The sequence below is a fragment of the Methylothermaceae bacteria B42 genome (assembly GCA_001566965.1).
Lineage (GTDB): Bacteria > Pseudomonadota > Gammaproteobacteria > Methylococcales > Methylothermaceae > Methylohalobius.
In genome coordinates this window covers 385,708-404,989 of the sequence record LSNW01000032.1, presented here as the reverse complement: position 1 = coordinate 404,989, position 19,282 = coordinate 385,708, and the positions used below count along the sequence as shown (strand labels likewise).

General features: G+C 51.9%; 16 protein-coding genes. 11 read left to right on the top strand and 5 right to left on the bottom strand.

The features are described from left to right. Nucleotides 1-76 precede the first annotated feature (76 nt). The gene (locus AXA67_13055) at nucleotides 77-733 is read right to left on the bottom strand and encodes a hypothetical protein (protein KXJ39968.1); all 657 of its coding nucleotides are present in this window, start codon (nucleotides 731-733) and stop codon (nucleotides 77-79) included. Nucleotides 734-741: 8 nt separating this feature from the next. Here AXA67_13055 and AXA67_13050 point away from each other — a divergent pair, with 8 nt between their 5' ends. From AXA67_13050 to AXA67_13020, 7 genes are all read left to right on the top strand, one after another. After that, on the top strand, nucleotides 742-1,911 hold the full coding sequence (locus AXA67_13050; GenBank protein KXJ39967.1) for a hypothetical protein: 1,170 nt from the start codon (nucleotides 742-744) through the stop codon (nucleotides 1,909-1,911). Then, nucleotides 1,908-2,957, top strand: coding sequence for a hypothetical protein (locus AXA67_13045; protein KXJ39966.1), 1,050 nt, complete (start codon nucleotides 1,908-1,910; stop codon nucleotides 2,955-2,957). Before AXA67_13050 ends, AXA67_13045 begins: the two co-directional genes overlap by 4 nt. Nucleotides 2,958-3,818: 861 nt before the next feature. Then, on the top strand, nucleotides 3,819-6,260 hold the full coding sequence (locus tag AXA67_13040; protein KXJ39965.1) for a hypothetical protein: 2,442 nt from the start codon (nucleotides 3,819-3,821) through the stop codon (nucleotides 6,258-6,260). 195 nt (nucleotides 6,261-6,455) lie between these two features. Next, nucleotides 6,456-7,853, top strand: coding sequence for an aminodeoxychorismate synthase component I (pabB, locus tag AXA67_13035; protein KXJ39964.1), 1,398 nt, complete (start codon nucleotides 6,456-6,458; stop codon nucleotides 7,851-7,853). Next, nucleotides 7,840-8,433, top strand: a complete 594-nt coding sequence (locus AXA67_13030) for a hypothetical protein (GenBank protein KXJ39963.1) — start codon at nucleotides 7,840-7,842, stop codon at nucleotides 8,431-8,433. The genes pabB and AXA67_13030 overlap by 14 nt, the downstream gene beginning before the upstream one ends. 129 nt (nucleotides 8,434-8,562) lie before the next feature. Further along, a complete protein-coding gene (locus AXA67_13025) occupies nucleotides 8,563-9,735 on the top strand; it encodes a hypothetical protein (GenBank protein ID KXJ39962.1) in 1,173 nt (390 codons plus the stop codon). A gap of 6 nt (nucleotides 9,736-9,741) precedes the next feature. Beyond that, nucleotides 9,742-11,616, top strand: a complete 1,875-nt coding sequence (locus AXA67_13020; protein ID KXJ39961.1) for a hypothetical protein — start codon at nucleotides 9,742-9,744, stop codon at nucleotides 11,614-11,616. Nucleotides 11,617-11,637: 21 nt separating this feature from the next. Here the strand turns inward: AXA67_13020 and AXA67_13015 are convergent, their stop codons facing one another. The 4 genes from AXA67_13015 to AXA67_13000 all read right to left on the bottom strand — a co-directional run bounded on the left by AXA67_13015 (nucleotide 11,638) and on the right by AXA67_13000 (nucleotide 15,306). Continuing rightward, entirely contained in the window at nucleotides 11,638-12,174 is a 537-nt protein-coding gene (locus tag AXA67_13015) for a hypothetical protein (GenBank protein KXJ39960.1), read from the bottom strand. Between the two features lie 88 nt (nucleotides 12,175-12,262). Further along, nucleotides 12,263-13,150, bottom strand: a complete 888-nt coding sequence (locus tag AXA67_13010; protein KXJ39959.1) for a succinate--CoA ligase subunit alpha — start codon at nucleotides 13,148-13,150, stop codon at nucleotides 12,263-12,265. Further along, entirely contained in the window at nucleotides 13,147-14,322 is a 1,176-nt protein-coding gene (gene sucC, locus AXA67_13005) for a succinate--CoA ligase subunit beta (GenBank protein ID KXJ39958.1), read from the bottom strand. The genes AXA67_13010 and sucC overlap by 4 nt, the downstream gene beginning before the upstream one ends. A gap of 12 nt (nucleotides 14,323-14,334) precedes the next feature. Next, nucleotides 14,335-15,306, bottom strand: a complete 972-nt coding sequence (locus AXA67_13000) for a malyl-CoA lyase (GenBank protein KXJ39957.1) — start codon at nucleotides 15,304-15,306, stop codon at nucleotides 14,335-14,337. A gap of 223 nt (nucleotides 15,307-15,529) precedes the next feature. Here AXA67_13000 and AXA67_12995 point away from each other — a divergent pair, with 223 nt between their 5' ends. The 4 genes from AXA67_12995 to AXA67_12980 are packed head-to-tail and all read left to right on the top strand — an operon-like array spanning nucleotide 15,530 to nucleotide 19,041. Continuing rightward, nucleotides 15,530-15,961, top strand: coding sequence for a nucleoside-diphosphate kinase (locus AXA67_12995; protein ID KXJ39956.1), 432 nt, complete (start codon nucleotides 15,530-15,532; stop codon nucleotides 15,959-15,961). Then, a complete protein-coding gene (locus AXA67_12990) occupies nucleotides 15,936-17,048 on the top strand; it encodes a bifunctional tRNA (adenosine(37)-C2)-methyltransferase TrmG/ribosomal RNA large subunit methyltransferase RlmN (GenBank protein ID KXJ39955.1) in 1,113 nt (370 codons plus the stop codon). The genes AXA67_12995 and AXA67_12990 overlap by 26 nt, the downstream gene beginning before the upstream one ends. Further along, nucleotides 17,045-17,767: a hypothetical protein gene (locus tag AXA67_12985; protein KXJ39954.1), complete on the top strand. Its 723-nt coding sequence runs from the start codon at nucleotides 17,045-17,047 to the stop codon at nucleotides 17,765-17,767. Before AXA67_12990 ends, AXA67_12985 begins: the two co-directional genes overlap by 4 nt. Beyond that, a complete protein-coding gene (locus tag AXA67_12980) occupies nucleotides 17,764-19,041 on the top strand; it encodes a histidine--tRNA ligase (GenBank protein KXJ39953.1) in 1,278 nt (425 codons plus the stop codon). Before AXA67_12985 ends, AXA67_12980 begins: the two co-directional genes overlap by 4 nt. Nucleotides 19,042-19,282: the final 241 nt, after the last annotated feature.

Genomic DNA, 19,282 nt, shown 5'->3' with positions numbered 1-19,282 from the left:
GGTCCTAAGGCCGCTACTTCAACCGAAGTGGCGGCTTTTGTTTTTTTCAGGGGATCTCGAAAAAATCCAATGTGCTTTACAGTTTGATTTTGCCGTAATGTAAAGCGCTGGCGACAAGAACACAGTGAATGCCAAACCTGGCTAGGCGATTACAATCTTGTTGATGACGGATGCCGCCAGCGGCAATCCAGTGCCTGGATGGATCGCGCTGCACTACCGATCTTAGCCGGTTCCAATCAGGACCTTCCAAGCTGCCGACTTTAGCCAGCGTCATAATAATCACAGATTTTGGCCATTGCATCGTGTTTTCCAACAGCTCGAGGGGGCCTAGAAAACCGTTGCCATTGAAATCCAATGATAAAATCCAGTTGCCGGACAAAGATGGCAGGACTTCGAGATCGGAAGGCTGTAAGGATTCACTGCCAATCACGGGAATAATGTAGGGAGAATGGGGCAATGTTGGATAACCGGCATCCACCCAAAACTGCAAATGAGGAAAGCGTCGCTGTAGGCTGGTGATGGTCTTATGGTTGTTTCCTTGGCTTTGAATGCTGTCGAGATCGGCAATATAAATACAGTCGAAGGGGTAAAGGCCAAGATAAGCTTCAATCACCTGCTCAGGTCGGCTGTCGGGGCATAGAGGCGTGCTTAACGGCTGGTAGGATTGACGTTGGCCGCGTAGGGCCATTACCGCCTGTCCTTGCAGCAAATCGATAACGGGAATCAGTTTCATCAAATGCCATGAAAATTCTGGTATTGGAATATATTACCGGCGGCGGCATGGTTGGAAAACCCTTGCCGGGGGAGCTTGCCAAGGGCGGAGAAGCAATGCTGCAAGCGTTGGTGGCGGATTTGGCGTTGCTTCCTCAAGTGACGTTGCGTGTTTTGCGGGACTACCGCTTGCCGCCCTTGACAGTAAAAAACTGCTCTCCTATTTGTTTTATACACCCAAGCCACCGGGGTATTGCTTCCGTGGGACGTTGTAAACTCTTCCCTGAGGACTTGATGGCGGCCATCCAGGCCGCCAACACCCACGGAGGCAATACCCCGGTAGCTAAAGAAATCTCAAGCCGCCAAATCTTTAGGCCCGTGAAAAACAATGCCATCGAGATTGCCCCCATCGCCTCGCCAGGGCAGTGGCAAGAAAACTGGAGAGCAGGCCTGGATTGGGCGGAGGCGGTGTGGATTGTGGCCCCGGAAACCAATGGCATTTTATATAGCCTGGCCACAGATGTGCTTGCAGCCAACAAATACCTGTTGGGTTGTCATCCCGAAGCCATCCGAATTTGTTCAGACAAATTGGTCACTGGTACTGTCTTGGAGAAGGGTGGCGTCGATTCGGTGCCTGGATGTTTGGCTCAAGAATTTAAAAATCAATTCCCCCCGCCCTGGATTATCAAACCCAGAAATGATGTGGGTTGCGAGGGGATTCGACGGGTTCAGTCCCGGGCGGAACTGGGGGGATATCAGGCCCAAGACTGGATTCTGCAACCTTATATTGCTGGCGAAACCCTCAGCCTGTCAGCCATTTTTGCCGGGGGCGGGGCATTGTTGTTAACCGTCAACCACCAGCACCTTGCTTGGCAAGGCGAATCCCTGGTGCTCAAGGCCTGTAGCGTCAACATCTGTGATACAGACAAGAATTCATGTCAGCGTCTGTGCGCAAAAATTGCCCGCTTGATTCCAGGATTATGGGGGTATGTGGGTATTGATTTGATCCGTTCAAGGGACCGGCTTTTGGTGGTGGAGATCAATCCCAGGGTGAGCCTTTCTTATACTGGCATTCGCCTGGCATTGGGTATCAACGTGGCGGAATGGGTAGTCTGGTTGGCGAAGGGGCAGGCTTCACTGGATGAATTGGCCTCAAAAAGACGGCAAATCACAGGCAAGGAAATCAGGGTGATGGCATGATTCATTACTATGTAGGATGGGATTTGGGCGGGGCGCATATAAAAGCTGTCGTCCTCCAGGCAGAAGGTAAAGTGGTTTCCGTTTTCCAGCAATACTGCCCCTTATGGCAAGGAATGGCTGTCCTTTCAAAGTCTCTGAAGGCCATCCATCGGCAATTGCCGGAAAATTGCTTTCACGGCCTGACCATGACCGGTGAGATGGTGGATTTGTTCGAGAGCCGGCAGGAAGGGGTGCGGGCGCTTCTGAATAGTTTTACCCAAATCATCCCTTCCCGGAATACTTTTGTTTATTCCACCCAGGGATTTATACCGTTATCTAATTTTGACCCCAAAAACTACCACCAAACAGCCTCCCAGAATTGGCGGATTACTGCGCACTTTCTTGGACAATGTCAAAAAAACGATGTGATCTTATGTATCGATATTGGCAGCACCACCACGGATTTTTTGCCCGTCGTTAAAGGTGACTTCAAATGTTTGGGAGAAGATGACCATGATCGCCTGAAAACCGGGGAATTGGTTTATGCTGGCGTAGTGCGGACGCCTTTGATGGTCCTGTCCGACTGCCTGCCTTTCCGTGGCCAGCAGATACCTCTCATGGCCGAATATTTCGCCAACATGGCGGATGTTTACCGGGTTCTGCAAGTGCTGCCAATTCATGCCGATCTAACGCCCACTGCGGACGGCAAGGCCAAGACCCGGCTAGCCAGCATCCAGCGTCTGGCGAGAATGCTGGGGCTGGACGCGGCATGCGCTTCAGAAAGGGAATGGCAAATGCTTGCCATGGCTTGCCGGGAAATACAGTTACAGCAGTTGACATACACCTGTTTGCGCCATTTATCCCGCCTGCCGGCGGAACAAATGACCCTGGTTGGCGCCGGAGTTGGGCGTTTTCTCCTGCCAGAATTAGCCAGAAGGCTGGAAATCGACTATCAAGACTTCGCGGTTTATTTCCAGTTTTCGGAAACCTGTCACGGCGATTTTTCCGTTGCCGATTGCGCCCCTGCCGCGGCCTTGGCATGGATGCTTCGTGATTTCCTTAGATAGTCAGAAATAATTTCCGCCTGGCGGGCTCGTATTTACTGATGTCACGCACAATCATTTCGAGCCCTGTCTCGAACGAAGTGAGAGAGCTTGCGAGAAATCTTGTAGTTGATCCAAATCGAGGCTGAGTGTGAAGATTTCTCCCTCCGGTCGAAATGACAACTAGGGATTGCGTAAACCTGAGTGTACCTGCTGGCGGCTGCGTAACATCAGTCATTTACCTGCTCTTCTCCTCTCCTCTCCTCTCCTATCGACAATCACGGGCATAAGGTGCTTGTTTGGCGTTAAAAGGCTGAACTCGCACCCATTATGAAAGAACTCAATTCCTTAACTTACGCTTCAGTTTTTTTAGGAGAAAAAATCATATTTGATCCAGATCAAACATTGAGGAACTTTAGATTCTGTTAGAGATTTCCGCGGGACATGGAGGTGCGATCAAAATCTACCATTCCAAGTGATTGATATTGAATAAAAAAACTGCATCTAGTGTTTTTTGTATACGGGTGTTTCTTGGACGAATTATCTTAGGTTTCCTTGATATAAGAAAAATAGTACGTATAAAAAAATATTGACTGATGATAAAAGACTAATATACTTACATATCAGGGATAAGGGGTATTATCTAGCCCATTAACTTGACTCCTAGATATTCGGTGGACAAGGACAACCAGCCGAAGGGTGGTTTTACTCGCCTGATTCTATGAAATCCATTTTGCTCTGGATTTCAATTTCACTCTGATAATTGGGGATGAATAGATCAGAGTTTCCCGCGAATAGAAAGGGAAATGCTATTCATTTTAAAAAATGTCCTGATAAGAAAAGGGGGTATTTCTTTCAGGCCAGTTCGTATTTGGAGGGGGAAAAATGTATAAAAAATCCTTGCCAAACATTGTTTTAATGGGAGGAGCGTTGCTGTTTCTTCCCGTGACATCCAATGCCGTCAACCTGATTGATAAGCCATCGGCAGATCCTCAGGCACACGCTTTTTCGTTTAATACCGATAAAAAAGCCACTGTGCCCACAGTTCCTGTAATGGGTAGTGCCGGGGTGACAAGCACTTTGGTGATGAAACATAGCGACAAGTGTTTGGACATTGAGGACAGATCTGATGACAAGGAAGCGAAGGTGGTCCAAAGCCAGTGTGATGGCAGTGATTATCAAATCTGGAAGCTGCTGCCGGTGGCCGGCAAAACCGATGTTTTTACCATCAAAAACCAGGCAACCGGCATGTGCCTGGACGTGGCGAGAGAGGATTTGGACGATGGTGCCGATATTATCCAATGGCCCTGTCATGGAGAGTTGAATCAGCAGTGGCGCATCAGCGCCCGGGGGGATTTTTTCCGTCTGGAAGCGCAACACAGCGGCAAATGTTTGCACATTGCTAAAGGAAAAAAGCATAGCGGTAAACCGGCAACCCAATGGAGTTGTTACCCCTATGATTTTTTCAAGCTGGCCATTCAGTTCCCCGATGGACAGGCGCCTTCCGCCCATTTGCTGGATCCCAACACCCAGCCCAAGTTTGTCAACCCGCTGCCGAATCCGCTGGATCCCGGCTTTGTCCTGCAACCTTACGGTACCATCGATGGCGAGTCTTATTATGAAGTGGTGATGGACCAAATCAAAACCAAGATTGGTTTGATTGACCCGGCCACCGGCAAGCAGCTCTATACCCGCGTATGGGGTTTTGGCGATGCCCGGGAAAATGACGCGCCCAGTGGTAAACTCAGCTTTCCAGGACCCACCTTGGTGGCTGACAGGGGTGACCCGGTACGGGTGCGGTGGCTGAATTGGTTGCCAAAGCGCCATTTGTTGCCGGTGGATACCACGGTGCATTGTGGTCCCTATGGCGCCGATAACGATGAAGATCCGCCGGGGCCAGAGCTGGATGCGGATGGCAATCCAGTCCCTAATCCCTGCCGTCCACAGATTAGGACGGTGGTGCATCTCCATGGAGGTCATACCGATAGCGACAGCGATGGTTATCCAGAGGCGTGGACGACCAAAAAATTCAAGGATGGTGGGCCACTGATGCAATGGGATTTACCTTACGGCCCCACGGGTACTTTCCGTTACCGGAACGATCAGCAAGGGGCCGCTTTATGGTATCACCCCCACGCCATGGGGATTACCCGGTTGAATGTATATGCCGGATTGGCGGGTTTTTACTTGCTCCGGGATGATATTGAAAAGCAACTGCAACAGGAAAACAAGTTGCCAAGTTACCCTTACGAAGTACCGCTGGTCATTCAGGACCGTTCCTTTTACGATGATGGCGGTCTGGCTTATCCCGAGGAAAGCTTCAGGGACGCCAACGGCAATCCGGTTTCCCTGGATCCGGAAACAGGCAAGCCGGTGCCTTCCATTGTTCCCGAATTTTTCGGCGATTTTATTCTTGTCAATGGCAAGGCTTGGCCGGTGATGGAAGTGGAACCTAGGAAATACCGCTTCCGTATTCTTAACGGTTCCGGCTCCCGCTTCTATCGCATGCGTTTGCAGATGGATGGCCAGCCGGTGTCCAAGGGCTTCATCAAAATCGGTTCTGGCGGGGGATTGCTGCCCAGTCCAGTAGCGGTGGATACCGTCAGTGTGGCTCCGGCGCAGCGGATTGATGTGATAGTGGATTTTTCCAGAAAAGAGTTCAAAGGCAAAACGCTTATAATCAGCAACGATGCACCCACGCCCTTTCCCGGAGGCGATCCGGTGAACCCGGAAACCACCGGTAAAATCATGGCGTTCAAGGTGACCAAGAAGCTGGATAAATCAGTACCAAAAGTAAATCTGCCTGATGTCCTGGTTCCGGTGCAAAGGTTGGATCCTGGCAATGTCGATAAAGTACGCCAGATTCTTCTTACCGAAACGACGGATGAGATTGGCCGTTTGAAAACCATGCTTGGCACTGCCAAAGATGGCCCGTTAAATTGGGGGGATCCTGTGACCGAGACCCCCAATCTCAATGCCACGGAAATATGGGAGTTCATTAACATTTCGGAGGACAGCCATCCCATTCATGTCCACCAAGTCCAATTCCAGGTGCTGGACCGGCAAAGGTTTGACGTGGCCAGTTTCGTTCCGGGACATCCCGAAACCCTCAAGCTGATTGGTTCTAAAGTTCCCGCGCCGCCCGAGGAAAGCGGTTGGCAGGATACGGTAGAAGCCAAACCAGGGGAAGTGACGCGAATCATCGCCCACTTTAACATTCCGGGATTGTTTGTCTATCATTGCCATATCCTCGAACACGAGGATCACGAAATGATGCGTCCGTTCTGGGTGGGCGAACCTTTCTACGACTACCCACCGACGCAATAAGCTTGGTTGAAGTCAAGAGCTAGAAAGGCCTGAGTTATTCAGGCCTTTCTTTTTTAACTTGCCTACAATTCTATAAAACCAGTTCATAAGCAAGCTCCTTCCCTGTATAAGAAGCGATTGCGAGGAAGGCCCATGTTAAAATGCCAAGGACTTGTTATGATGCATCCGTTGGCTTGATTCATCGGTTGTTCCACTATGCTTAACCAGCCTCTTATTGCCGAACTTCCCTACCGGGAAGACAGCGCCGAATTGTTTGCCCAATGGGCGCGGGAGCCTTGGGCGGTTTTTCTCGACAGCAGCCATCCCCATGGCCGGCAGGGGCGGTATGATATCTTCGCCGCCAACCCGGTAAAGACCTTGGTGACCCGGGATGCGATGACGGAAATTCGCGATTCCGGAGGGGTTCGTCTATCTCCGGAAGACCCTTTTCACCTTCTTAAAGAAGCGCTTGGGGAGCCGCGTGATCCTGTTGCAGGCATCCCCTTTAGCGGCGGTGCGATTGGCTATTTTGCCTATGATCTTGCCCGGCGGTTGGAAAGGCTGCCACTGTCGACCGAGGATCTGGAACATATCCCCGACATGGCAGTAGGGATCTACAATTGGGCCTGCGTGGTTGATCATGGCAAGAGAAAGTCCTGGCTGGTGGGACAGCCCACCCCGGAAGTCGCCGCGCATTGGCCGCAATTGCTGAAGCAGCTAACCAATCCAGAGCCGGTATATCCCGGTACTTTTTATTTATTCAGTGACATAAAGTCCAACCTGACATGGGATGCCTATTCCCGGGCTTTTACCCGGATTCAACACTATATTCGCGAGGGGGATTGCTATCAGGTCAATTTCGCCCAGCGCTTCAGCGCGGCTGCCCAAGGGGATCCGTGGGGCGTGTATGTCTCCCTCCGGCAATACAATCCCGCGCCCTTTGCCGGTTTCATGAATTTTCCACAAGGGTCGGTTTTAAGCTCTTCCCCCGAACGGTTTCTGCAAGTGCGCGGGGGCAGGGTGGAAACCAAACCCATCAAGGGCACCCGTCCCCGCAGTCTCAATCCCGAGTTGGATCTTTATCAAATAGAAGCCCTGTCGGAAAGCATTAAAGACCGGGCCGAAAATGTGATGATTGTCGATCTGTTACGGAATGATCTCAGCAAAACCTGCAAACTGGGGTCGGTCAAAGTGCCCAAACTGTTCGAGGTGGAGAGCTATGCTACCGTGCACCATTTGGTGAGCACCGTGGTGGGGGATCTGGAAGAAGACAAGCACGCCTTGGACTTATTGCGGGGGTGTTTCCCTGGCGGATCGATTACCGGCGCGCCCAAGATCCGCGCCATGGAAATTATCGAAGAGTTGGAGCCTGTTCGCCGCGGAATCTATTGCGGCTCGTTAGGTTATGTTGGTTATGATGGGGCCATGGATACCAACATCGCCATTCGCACGCTGGTTTTTTCCGACAACACCATCCGTTTTTGGGCGGGCGGTGGCATTGTCGCCGATTCCGATGTCAAGCGGGAGTATCAGGAAAGTTTCGACAAAGCTGCGGCGCTGATTCACGTGCTTTCCCATTTCGGTCTCAGGGCGGCCGATCATGTGGGTGGTTAAGCTGGGCGGCAGCCTGGGGGAAAACGAATCTTTAATCTATTGGCTGAAAACTATCGCCCAATTTGGCCAGGGGCGGGTGGTGATTGTACCGGGTGGCGGCAGATTTGCCGATGAGGTGCGGGAAGCCCAGCAACGTTGGCAATTCAACGATAGTACAGCCCATGCCATGGCGGTCTTGGCTATGCATCAATTCGGGCGAATGCTGAATGGCTTGGAACCTGGGTTATTGTTGGCCGGGGGGGTTGAGTCGGTCAGAGCGAAGCTCTGCCAGCAACAGGCTTGTATCTGGTTGCCAAACCTTGATGAGTTGGAGCGCACCGGCATACCCGCCGATTGGGAAGTGACCTCCGATAGCCTGTCTGCCTGGCTTGCGGGCCGATTAAAAGCTGACCGGCTTTTGTTGGTGAAGTCCGCGCCCCAAGTCCGGTTCGTCAGGCATCTGCCGGATTTGGCGGCATCGGGGATACTAGATAATCAATTTCTCCGCTTTGCCCCCTCTTCAATATCCATCGAATGCTGGCACCGTTCTCAATACGGCGCATTTGCAAAACAATTGCTGACTTTTTATGAAAAACCATGATGACGCAACCCGTTGGCTTCTCAGACTGCCGTGTTATCATCCAAAGCCCGCGGAAGGTATGGTTGGCATTAGCGTAACCCGGTATTTAATCTGTCACAAAGGCTAAAAAATCTCTAAAAGGAGTGATTAGTGTCCGAATTAAACATTCAATATAACCAGGAAGTTCTCGAACGGTTTATTCCTCTCTCGTCTGCTGAATTGGCCCATTTGCTGGTCCAAAGGTGGCGGCAGGATCACCCTGAAGATAAAGCTTTTTCCCGCTTTATCGAAGCCTTGGCAACGGTTTACGATGCAGTTTACGCCAGGGAATTGGAAGAGCTTAAACCTCTGTATATGCCATTCAATCCGGACCATGACATGGTTAAACCTATGAATTTGGGGGATGAAGAGGAGGCTAAAAAGCGCCTGATTGCCAAAGTTGAAAGTTTTCTACAGGATGCCAATTTCAATCTGCTGGACCAGCAAATGCTGAATGAGGCCTTGAATAAAACCTCCCCCTACGGGGTGGAGGTAAGCGTGGACCTGAGTGAATTTCAGGAAACCTTGATTTTCTATCGGGGCACTGCAGTGCGTACTGACAAGCTGCGGCGCTGGCAATCCCTGTTTCTGAAGGAAGAGCAGATCCAAGTGCCAGTTTACCGGCGTCTGTTTGTATTACTACAGCTCAAGCCGGAGAACGGCCAAGCGCCCGCGCCCATTTATATGAAATTGTTCAAGGACATTCCCCATTCCGACCTGGAAACCATCTTTCCCAATACCAAGGTCAAAATGCGCCTGTTTGACAAAATCAAACTGGCGGTGACCGGTGGTGGCGGGGCGGTGACTGGGATTGCCAGCGCCATTGGCAAGTTGTCCGCGGCTGCCAATCCAACCGCTGCCATTGGCGCCGTGGCGGCCATCGGCGGCATTATCTGGAAGCAAGTGTCATCGGTTTTGGTGCAACGCACCGAGTACATGATGCAATTGGCGAAAAATCTGTACTTTTATAATCTGGATAACAACCTGGGGGCCGTGGCCTATCTGGTGGAGTTGGCGAGCGCCGAAGAGCACAAGGAAGCGCTGCTGGGTTATTATTTTTTGCTGGAGCAACCGGGGTTGACGCAAAAGGCATTGGACGAAAAAGTCGAGGCTTTTGTAAAAGAGCAGCTGGACTTTGCCATGGATTATGAAGTCAGGGACGGGCTGGAAAAATTGAAACATTTGGATTTGTTACAAGAAGAAGCCGGGAGATTGCGCGTGATTGATCCTGCAGCGGCGACTGACAAGCTGAAATCCAGGTGGGTGGCGCTTTTCCCCGGATAATTGCCAATGGAGAATCTGCGGGATATTCCGTTTTTCGCCTCGTTGTCGCCCAAAGTGCTCGAGCGGGTGGCGGAAATGATGGAATGTCACGTGTTTCCGCCTTTTTCCACGCTATGCCGCCGGGGGGAACCAGGGCGCTATTTCTATGCGATTGCCTCGGGCGGGGTAACCGTCAATTTGTTGTCCGGCGCCAAGCGCTACCAGATTTTTTTGGGGCCGGGTCAGGTCTTTGGAGAAATGTCACTGCTGGCGGATATCCCGGTGACCGCCACGGTAAGGACAGTCAAGGAAACCCGGGTTTACCGGCTTTCCAAACAGGCTTTTCGCCAACTGCTGGACAGCGAGCCTGAAGTTTACCGGGCGCTGATTGAAATGCTGGTGCATCGGCTACGGCACCGTTCCAACTTGGCGGAGGTGGAAACGGGGCCCACTTGCTGTTGTGTGGTGATTGCTCAGCCGCTACCGCATCAGAAACTATTTTTGCAAACCCTGGCCAAAACGGTTGCCTATTACAATCCGGGTTCCATTTTAGTCGATTTTGTCCTGCCGCCATCTGAAAGCGACAACGCCGCTTGGAAGCCGCGCCCTGATGCTTTTTTTCCGGCAATGGCCGGGGCGGAGGTTTTTACCGATACCAACCATTGTTTTACGGTTTCCGGGGCTTCCATCGAATGGAAAAGACATTTGCTTCAACGATGGAAGCGTGATGGTGGCGTCAATCAAGTTTTGATTTTAGCGATATCCGGGGAAGATTATCTTTCTTTTGCCGAAAATCTATCGGAGAGAGACGCTGTATTGGCGGTGACCGATGCCGTCCCTTCGTTAGAGCATGATCTTGCGCCAAAGAAAACAGGCCATCATGGCGGATTTGCCCAAGTGATCCTTACAGACGGCCTTTCTGAAAAAGGTGCTTCTAGCAACCAATCGTGGCATTTTCATATTACTGCAGCAGATTTACAGCAAGACAGGGAAATGCAATCCAATGGTTATTTGTCTAATGCGCCTCATTCCGTGGATTGGCTGGCACGCTGGATAACAAGGCGGGAGGTGGGGCTTTCCCTTTCCGCCGGCGCGGCCCGGGGATTTGCGCATCTGGGGGTGCTGGAGGTTTTGGAACAAGCCAAAATTCCGGTGGATTGCCTTTCCGGCACCAGCATGGGCGGGATTGTGGCGCTGGTGTATGCCATGACTGGAAGCGCTGGCCAATCCATTGAATTAATCAGAGAAATGTTGGGAGGAAATAAAAAAATCCGTGATTTGGCGCTATATCCCAGGGGATCGCTTTATGTGGGGAGCAAGGTTGCCAGGGCTGCTTATGAGGTCTTCGGCGATAAACAAATCAGCCAGCTGAAAAAACCGTGTGCGGTAATTGCCGCGGATTTGGTGCGGGGGCAACGGGTGGTCATCCATACAGGTCCTGCCGTGGAAGCGGCATTGGCCACTTCAGCAATACCCGGACTGTTTCCCGTGTTAGAAAGGAACGGACAGCTTTTGACCGATGGCGCTTTGATGAGCCGGATTCCCCTAGATGTGCTGGAAGGGCATCGTTGCGGCGTCCGTTTGGCGGTAAACGTCATTCCCTCGCCGGAAACCCGGGAGATGGAAGCCGAGAAGACCCTTAAGTGGTTGAAGGAGAAGGCCAGCCATTTTATGGGTTTGCGTTTTATCATTGCCTTTTCGTGGGAACTCCAGGCCTGGACCCATGGTGCGCACGAGGCGGAAATCGCCGATATTCTAATCGAGCCCGACACCCACATTTACTCCGGCTACAATTTCGACCGTTTTGATGAGATGGTTGAAGCGGGGAGACGGGCGGCAGAGGCTAAATTGCCGTTGATTGAGACGACGGTTTCAACTTTGTTGAATCCCGGCGTTCCTTAAAAAACCAACCTTGCTGACAGATCAAGGCCAAATGCGGGAAAAATCGAAGGTAAAACGGCAATTCTCTTCGAGTACGAATTCGTATTCTCCCGTGGCAGTTTCAATCACTTTGACATATTGTCCGTCTTTCAGCTCAAACAGCTTGGCTACTTTGTCTTCTGGGTACACGAGAATATAACTGGTGACGCCTTCCTCCCGGTAAAGCTCGAATTTAAGCCGCTCATCCTGGACGGCGGTGGAGGGGGAAATGATTTCGAAAATAATTTTGGGTGGCTGGGTAGGATAGTCTCCTTCAATATTCCCGCAAATGACCATAACGTCGGGGCACACGACAGTGTTTTCACAGACTATCCAGTCCGTTTCGTAAAGCGCCAGACAAGAAGCGCATTTCTCGAGCAATTCGTCCAGTTGGCGGGCTATTTTAAGCCCGATGCGTTGGTGGGTCACGGTGGGGCTGGGCGCCATGGCGTAAGGAATCCCGTCAATCAGCTCCCAATCCCCCTGCCATTGTCGGTAATCGCTAATGGTGTAATGAGGCAATAACTCTGGTTGGATCATGGGATCACCTTTTAGCGTAGTGAATTGCTACCGCACCATCTTACCTTAAGAGCTTGTGATTGCGTATAAACATGGTATCAGGGAACTGTTAAGCCTTGATGCCGTTTTCCTCCAGAGCCCGGAGCACCGTTTCCCCGATGTGAGCTGGATTTCTCGCAACATACAAACCCAGTTGTTCCATGGCATCCATTTTTGCCGACGCAGTGTCGGATTCGCCGGAGATAATGGCGCCGGCATGGCCCATGCGCCGTCCCGGTGGCGCGGAAAGCCCGGCGACAAAACCGACCACGGGTTTGCTCATGTTTTCCTTGGCCCAGCGGGCGGCGGCAACCTCTTGTGGACCGCCGATTTCGCCAATCATCACCACCAGATCGGTATCGCGGTCTTCCTCAAAGGCTTTCAATACGGTGACAAAGTCGGTGCCATTGACCGGATCGCCGCCGATGCCGACGGAACTGGATTGCCCCAGCCCCATCGCCGTCATTTGCTCCACGGCTTCGTAATTCAAGGTCCCGGAACGGGAAACCACGCCGATGCGGCCGGGTTGGTAGATATGGGAAGGCATAATCCCTACTTTGCATTCGCCGGGGGTGATGATGCCAGGGGTATTGGGACCGATAACAATACAATTACGACCGTGCCGGTAACGCTGCACCCGGACCATATCCTGGACTGGAATGCCATCGGCAATGACCACGGCTACCTTGATCCCGGCATCGATGGCTTCCATGATGGCGTCGGCGGCAAACGGCGGCGGCACGAATATGCCGGAAACATCGGCGCCAGTGGCTTCCACCGCCTCGGCAACGGTATCGAATACCGGCAGCCCCATATGCGTGGTCCCGCCTTTGCCGGGAGTTACCCCGCCCACCACATTGGTGCCGTTTTTAATAGCCTCTTCGGCATGGAAAGTAGCGTGTTGGCCGGTAAAACCCTGGAAAATGACCTTTGAATCTTTATTAACGAAAACGCTCATGAATGGGACTCCTTGACGGTGGCAACGGCCTTTTCCGCCGCATCATTGAGATTACTGGCCTGGACAAACGGCAAACCGGACTCATTGAGGATTTTACGGCCTTCTTCCACATTGGTGCCCGCCAGGCGAACGATCATGGGTAGTTTGATATCCAGGGTGGTGTAAGCCTGAATCAGGCCGGTGGCTATCCAGTCGCAGCGGTTGATGCCGGCGAAAATATTTACCAGCAGCGCTTTCACGTTGGGATCTTCCATGACAATCCGGCAGGCATTGGTGACTTTTTCCGGCGATGCGCCGCCGCCCACATCCAGGAAATTCGCCGGCATGCCGCCGTGCAGGGTGATGGCATCCATCGTAGCCATGGCCAGTCCCGCGCCGTTGACAATACAACCTATGTTGCCATCCAAAGCAATGTAATTGAGGCCATGGCCTGAAGCCTCCACTTCTTTGGGATCTTCCTCGTCCAGATCGCGCAATTCGTTGATATCGGGGCGGCGGTAGAGGGCATTGTCATCAAAGTTGAACTTGGCATCCAGGCAGACCAACTGCCCATCGTCGACGATGGCCAAGGGGTTGATTTCCGCCTGCAAAGCATCCTTGTCGCGAAAACAGCGGTAGATCCGTTTCATGATTTTGACTGCCTGGGACATTAATTTCTTGTCTTTCAGGCCGATGGCGGCGGCCACCTTGCGGCACTGGAAGTCCACCAGGCCGACGGCGGGATCAATGGTTTCCGTAATAATTTTCTCAGGGGATTTAGCGGCGACTTCCTCGATATCCACGCCGCCTTCGGATGAGGCGACGATGGTGATTCGCTGGCTGGCCCGGTCGATGACAAATCCCAGATAGAATTCCTGTTTGATATCGCTAGCTTGCTCAACCAGCACCCGCTTGACAACCCGGCCCTGCGGTCCTGTTTGGTGGGTGACCAGGGTCATACCGATCATTTCATCAGTGATTTTCTGGACCTCTTCAATGGAAGAAGCAACCTTGACGCCACCGGCCTTGCCCCGGCCGCCAGCGTGGATTTGGGCCTTGATCACCCATTGATTGCCGTTGATTTGTTCGGCGATGACGGCGGCCTGGCTGTTGGAAAATGCGACATTGCCGACAGGGACAGCGACGCCGTAGGACCTGAGCAGCTCTTTGGCTTGATATTCATGGATATTCATGCACTGTACTCGTTAGTTGCTGGAGCTTCGTGACTCGATTTGTTCTATTTTTGCAATCAGGTTTTCCGCCATTTTGATGGAAGCGGCGTCTATCAGGCGTCCATCCAGGGAAACCGCGCCTTTGCCTTCCTTGGCGGCATCCTCCATGGCGGCCAAAATACGGCGGGCCCGGTCGACTTCTTGCGGTGAAGGGGTAAAAACTTCATTGGCCAAGGTAACCTGGGAAGGATGAATGGCCCATTTTCCCTCGCACCCCAAAGCAGCTGCCCGGCGGGCAGCAGACAAATAGCCATCGGGATCGCTGAAATCCCCGAAAGGACCGTCAATAGGCCGGAGTCCGTTGGCCCGGCAGGCAACTACCATGCGGGCGATGGCAAAATGCCATTGATCGCCCCAGTGGGTATGGCGCCGGCCATTTTCATCCGGGTCGGTCAATACCGAATAATCAGGATTGGCGCCGCCGATATTGGTGGTGCGGGCCTGAACCGATGCGGCATAGTCCGCAACACCAAAGACCATGGCTTCCAACCGCTGGGGGCAGGCGCGGGCGATTTCCCGCACATTGTCCATGCCTTGGGCGGTTTCAATCAAAATATGAAGATTGATGGGTTTAAGGTGTTTGGCTTGTTCGATTTGGTCCAGCAGGGTGGCAACAAAGTAGATATCATCCGGTCTATTCACTTTGGGGATCAGGAGAGTATCGAGTTTATCCCCGGCCTGTTCCACGACATCGACGATGTCGCGGTAGCAATAATGGGTATCCAGTCCGTTGATTCGCACGGAAACTGAACACTTGGACCAGTTGTAGGTGTTCAGTGCGTGAATGACATTAATCCGGGCTTGTTCTTTGTCGTCGGGAGCGACGGCGTCTTCCAGATCAAGGAAGACCATATCGGCGCCGGCTGAAGGCGCTTTTTCCAGCATTCTCGGATTGCTGCCCGGAACAGCAAGTTCACTACGGTGAAGGCGGTTTTTGACTGCCATAAAGTGTTCTCAAAGTATCCATTGGGTTTGTAGGTCGCCTAAGTTTTTTTGAATACATCACAGGCGCTTAAGCGAGTTTAAAAAACCCAATATTATACGATGAAATGAGTCAAAATGTTGGCGCTATCAGAGACTTGATTCTCAAGTCAATATCAATTACAGAATCCAAGTTGGATATCGGTTATAATGGAAAGCTTTTAATTCTTGGAGACCAGAGGAAAATATGGCAATAGAACGTACCTTGTCTATTATCAAACCGGATGCGGTAGCGAAAAATGTTATCGGCAAGATCATCAGCCGTTTTGAAGATGCGGGATTGGCCGTGGTTGGCGCTAAAATGATGCACCTGACCCGGGAACAGGCGGAAGGTTTTTATGCCGTTCACAAAGAACGCCCTTTTTTTGGCGAGTTGGTGGAATACATGATTTCCGGCCCCATTGTTGTCCAGGTATTGGAAGGTGAAAATGCTATTGCCTTGAACCGGGAATTGATGGGCGCCACCAATCCCAAGGAAGCCGCGCCCGGCACCATCCGGGCGGACTTTGGCGCCAGTATCGAAGAAAATGCCGTACACGGTTCCGACAGCCCTGAAACCGCCCAGTGGGAAATCAATTATTTCTTCAAGGAAAATGAAATCTTCCCCCGTACCCGCTAATTCCCAGGCGAAAGTCAATCTTATGGGGCTCGACCGCCGGGCCCTCGAGAACTTTTTCACCGGGTTGGGCGAAAAGCCTTTCCGTGCCAGACAGGTGCTCAAATGGATTCACGACCGCGGCGTTGTGGATTTTGGGGCTATGACGGATTTGAGTAAGGCGCTTCGAGAGCGATTGTCGCAACTGGCGGAAATTCCGGTTTTGAATGAAGTCCGCAGTCAACAGTCTACCGATGGCACCCGTAAATGGCTGCTGGAACTGACCGATGGCAACCGTATCGAAACTGTATTCATTCCGGAAGCCCGGCGCGGAACGCTATGCGTTTCCTCCCAAGTGGGCTGTGCTCTCAACTGTGCATTTTGCGCTACCGCCCGGCAGGGATTCAGCCGTAATCTGACAGCGGGCGAGATTGTCGCCCAAGTTTGGCATGCCCGTCAGATGCTTGGGGAAGGGCATATCTCCAATGTGGTCTTGATGGGCATGGGGGAGCCATTGCTCAACTTTGACGCGGTAGTCAGCGCTCTGGATTTGATGATGGATGATTTGGCCTATGGCTTTGCCAAGCGCCGGGTTACCGTCAGTACCGCGGGTCTTGTCCCTGCCATCCTGCGTTTGGGGCAGGAATCTGATGCCAGTCTCGCGGTTTCTTTACACGCCACCACGGATTCACTTCGGGACGAACTGGTGCCAATCAATCGCAAGTATCCTTTGACCCAGTTGATGGAAGCTTGTTACGAATTTATTCATTTGGAAAGACAAAAAGGGCGCAAAATTACTTGGGAGTATGTCATGTTGGATGGCATCAATGATTCACCCGAAGATGCCCGGCGTTTGGTCAAGCTATTGAGTAAAATGCCATCCAAAATCAACTTGATTCCTTTTAACCGTTTTGAAGGCGCACCCTACCGCTGCACCCCCCCGGAACGTATCGCGCGTTTTCAGGCGATTTTGCAAGCAGCGGGTTTTTTGACCACGGTACGCAAAACCCGCGGGGAGGATATTGACGCTGCTTGCGGTCAATTGGTCGGGAAAGTGCAAGCGAAATCCCGTCCCCGGCGGGAATTCAAGCTGGAAGCGGAGGTATTGTGATTACAAGATTGGTATCTCTTTTAGTCTTGCTGTTGGCATTGACGGCATGTTCCTCTGGCGGCCCTTCCAAAAGGACGCAAGATGCCGAGCGTATTCACAGGCTTTCCCAGACTTACGCCAAGAAAGGCGCTATCTATCTATCGGAAGGCAAATTCAAAATCGCACTCCACGATTTGAATAAAGCCATTGAACTCAACCCTAAAAATGCCGAGGCTTATGGAACCTTGGGGGTGCTTTATGAGCGGCTGGGCAAGCTGGCGGAGGCGGAAAAACATTATGCCAAGGCCAGAAAGCTGGCGCCGGAAAATCCCATAATTCTGAATAATTATGGTCGGTATTTATGTGGTCAAGGGAAGTTTGAGGAAGGGTTGAAAATCCTCCAACGGGCGGCTTCTGACCCTCTCTATGACAGTCGCTGGATTGCTTTGACCAATGCCGGAGAATGTGCCATTAAGGCGGGGGATTTGGCTAAAGCTGAAGGATTTTTGCGCCAGGCTTTGGCATTGAATGCCAATTATCCGCCAGTACTGGCGGCCATGGCGCAGCTAAGTTTCCAAAAAGGACGGTATCTCTCGGCCCGCGCTTTTATAGAAAGATACAAGGCTCAGGCCAGGTTAACCGAGGATTTGCTGCGGCTTGCGGCCAAAATTGAAACCGCTTTGGGGGATAGCCAGGCCGCCCGCGCCTACCAAGAACAACTGCAACGTATTTCCCCATGAGTGACAAAATCCAAGCGGTTCGGGGGATGCATGATATCCTCCCGGATCAAACGCCGTTATGGCGGAAAATAGAATCCATTTTGGTGGATTGCCTGGAAAGTTATGGCTACCGGGAAATCCGTCTGCCCATCGTTGAGAAGACAGAACTTTTTAAACGCTCCATCGGCGAAGTGACCGACATCGTAGAAAAGGAGATGTACACCTTTGAAGATCGCAATGGCGAATCCCTGACCCTGAGGCCGGAAGGCACCGCCGGTTGCGTGCGGGCCTGCCTGGAACACGGACTGCTGCATCATCAAGTGCAGAGGCTATGGTATCAAGGTCCCATGTTCCGGCATGAACGCCCCCAGAAAGGGCGTTATCGTCAATTTTATCAAGTGGGCGTGGAAGCCTATGGGATGCCGGGTCCTGATATCGACGCGGAGCTGATTTTGCTCAACTGGCGCTGGTGGAAGCGGTTGGGTATTCTCGATAAATTGGAGCTGCAACTCAATTCCCTGGGCACCCTTGAAGAACGTAGGCAATATCGTGAAGAGCTGGTGGCGTATTTCAGTATCTATGAAGAGGTACTGGATGAAGACAGCCGCCGCCGCTTGCGCACCAATCCTTTGCGGATTTTGGACAGCAAAAATCCCGAGATGCAAAGCTTGATTGCCGGAGCGCCTAGTTTGCTGGACTATCTCGGTGAGGAATCAAGAGCCCACTTTCAAACCCTGACCTCGCTTTTGGATGAAATGGGCGTTACCTATACCTTGAATCCCCGGCTTGTACGCGGTTTGGATTATTACTGTCTGACGGTTTTCGAGTGGGTAACTTCACAGTTGGGCGCCCAAGGTACCGTTTGTGCCGGCGGCCGCTATGATGGGTTGGTTTCGCAGTTAAACGGCAGGCCAACGCCGGCTGTGGGTTTTGCCCTGGGGCTGGAGCGGCTGATTGCCTTGCTGGAAGAGTCCTCCCTGGCTGAAGTACCCGGCCCTCACTTTTATATGATCCGGGTAGGAGCAAAGGCGGAAAGGCAAGGGTTGATGCTTGCGGAGCAGTTGCGTGATGAATTCCCGGGCCTGCGCCTCATCGTGCATTGTGGGGGTGGCAGTTTTAAAAGCCAATTCAAAAAAGCAGATAAAAGCGGCGCCCGCTATGCCTTGATTCTGGGCGAGGATGAGGCCGAACAAAAACGGGTTGGCGTCAAACCGTTGCGCGAGGCGGAAGAGCAACAGACGGTTAGCTGGGAGCAATTGATGGCATTGATTCGAAGTCAAATGTTTCCTACCTAAATTTTGCAAGTGATTCGAGCACCGAGGGTATCAAGCAAGGCTTTAGGCAAGGCGGCAAGCCAATTTTCGCGCAGGAGTAGCAGCACTACTTCGAGCATAAAATGGGTGCGGCCAACACAGCATAAAGGCTTGATTTGGCAGCCGAATACCGAAACACTTGCGGAATTTAGGTCCTCAATAAAAGACTCGAATGTCTTTGCAGCATTCAGTTTTAGACAGTAAAAATTTCATTATTAAGGAG

What these genes read in the sequence shown, in the direction of transcription:
- pabB (KXJ39964.1), top strand. Translation starts at nt 6,456, where the DNA reads ATGCTTAACCAGCCTCTTATTGCCGAACTTCCCTACCGGGAAGACAGC.
- AXA67_13000 (KXJ39957.1), bottom strand. Translation starts at nt 15,306, where the DNA reads ATGGCAGTCAAAAACCGCCTTCACCGTAGTGAACTTGCTGTTCCGGGC.
- AXA67_13040 (KXJ39965.1), top strand. Translation starts at nt 3,819, where the DNA reads ATGTATAAAAAATCCTTGCCAAACATTGTTTTAATGGGAGGAGCGTTG.
- sucC (KXJ39958.1), bottom strand. Translation starts at nt 14,322, where the DNA reads ATGAATATCCATGAATATCAAGCCAAAGAGCTGCTCAGGTCCTACGGC.
- AXA67_13045 (KXJ39966.1), top strand. Translation starts at nt 1,908, where the DNA reads ATGATTCATTACTATGTAGGATGGGATTTGGGCGGGGCGCATATAAAA.
- AXA67_13050 (KXJ39967.1), top strand. Translation starts at nt 742, where the DNA reads ATGAAAATTCTGGTATTGGAATATATTACCGGCGGCGGCATGGTTGGA.
- AXA67_13030 (KXJ39963.1), top strand. Translation starts at nt 7,840, where the DNA reads ATGTGGGTGGTTAAGCTGGGCGGCAGCCTGGGGGAAAACGAATCTTTA.
- AXA67_13020 (KXJ39961.1), top strand. Translation starts at nt 9,742, where the DNA reads ATGGAGAATCTGCGGGATATTCCGTTTTTCGCCTCGTTGTCGCCCAAA.
- AXA67_12980 (KXJ39953.1), top strand. Translation starts at nt 17,764, where the DNA reads ATGAGTGACAAAATCCAAGCGGTTCGGGGGATGCATGATATCCTCCCG.
- AXA67_13010 (KXJ39959.1), bottom strand. Translation starts at nt 13,150, where the DNA reads ATGAGCGTTTTCGTTAATAAAGATTCAAAGGTCATTTTCCAGGGTTTT.
- AXA67_13055 (KXJ39968.1), bottom strand. Translation starts at nt 733, where the DNA reads ATGAAACTGATTCCCGTTATCGATTTGCTGCAAGGACAGGCGGTAATG.
- AXA67_12990 (KXJ39955.1), top strand. Translation starts at nt 15,936, where the DNA reads ATGAAATCTTCCCCCGTACCCGCTAATTCCCAGGCGAAAGTCAATCTT.
- AXA67_13015 (KXJ39960.1), bottom strand. Translation starts at nt 12,174, where the DNA reads ATGATCCAACCAGAGTTATTGCCTCATTACACCATTAGCGATTACCGA.
- AXA67_12995 (KXJ39956.1), top strand. Translation starts at nt 15,530, where the DNA reads ATGGCAATAGAACGTACCTTGTCTATTATCAAACCGGATGCGGTAGCG.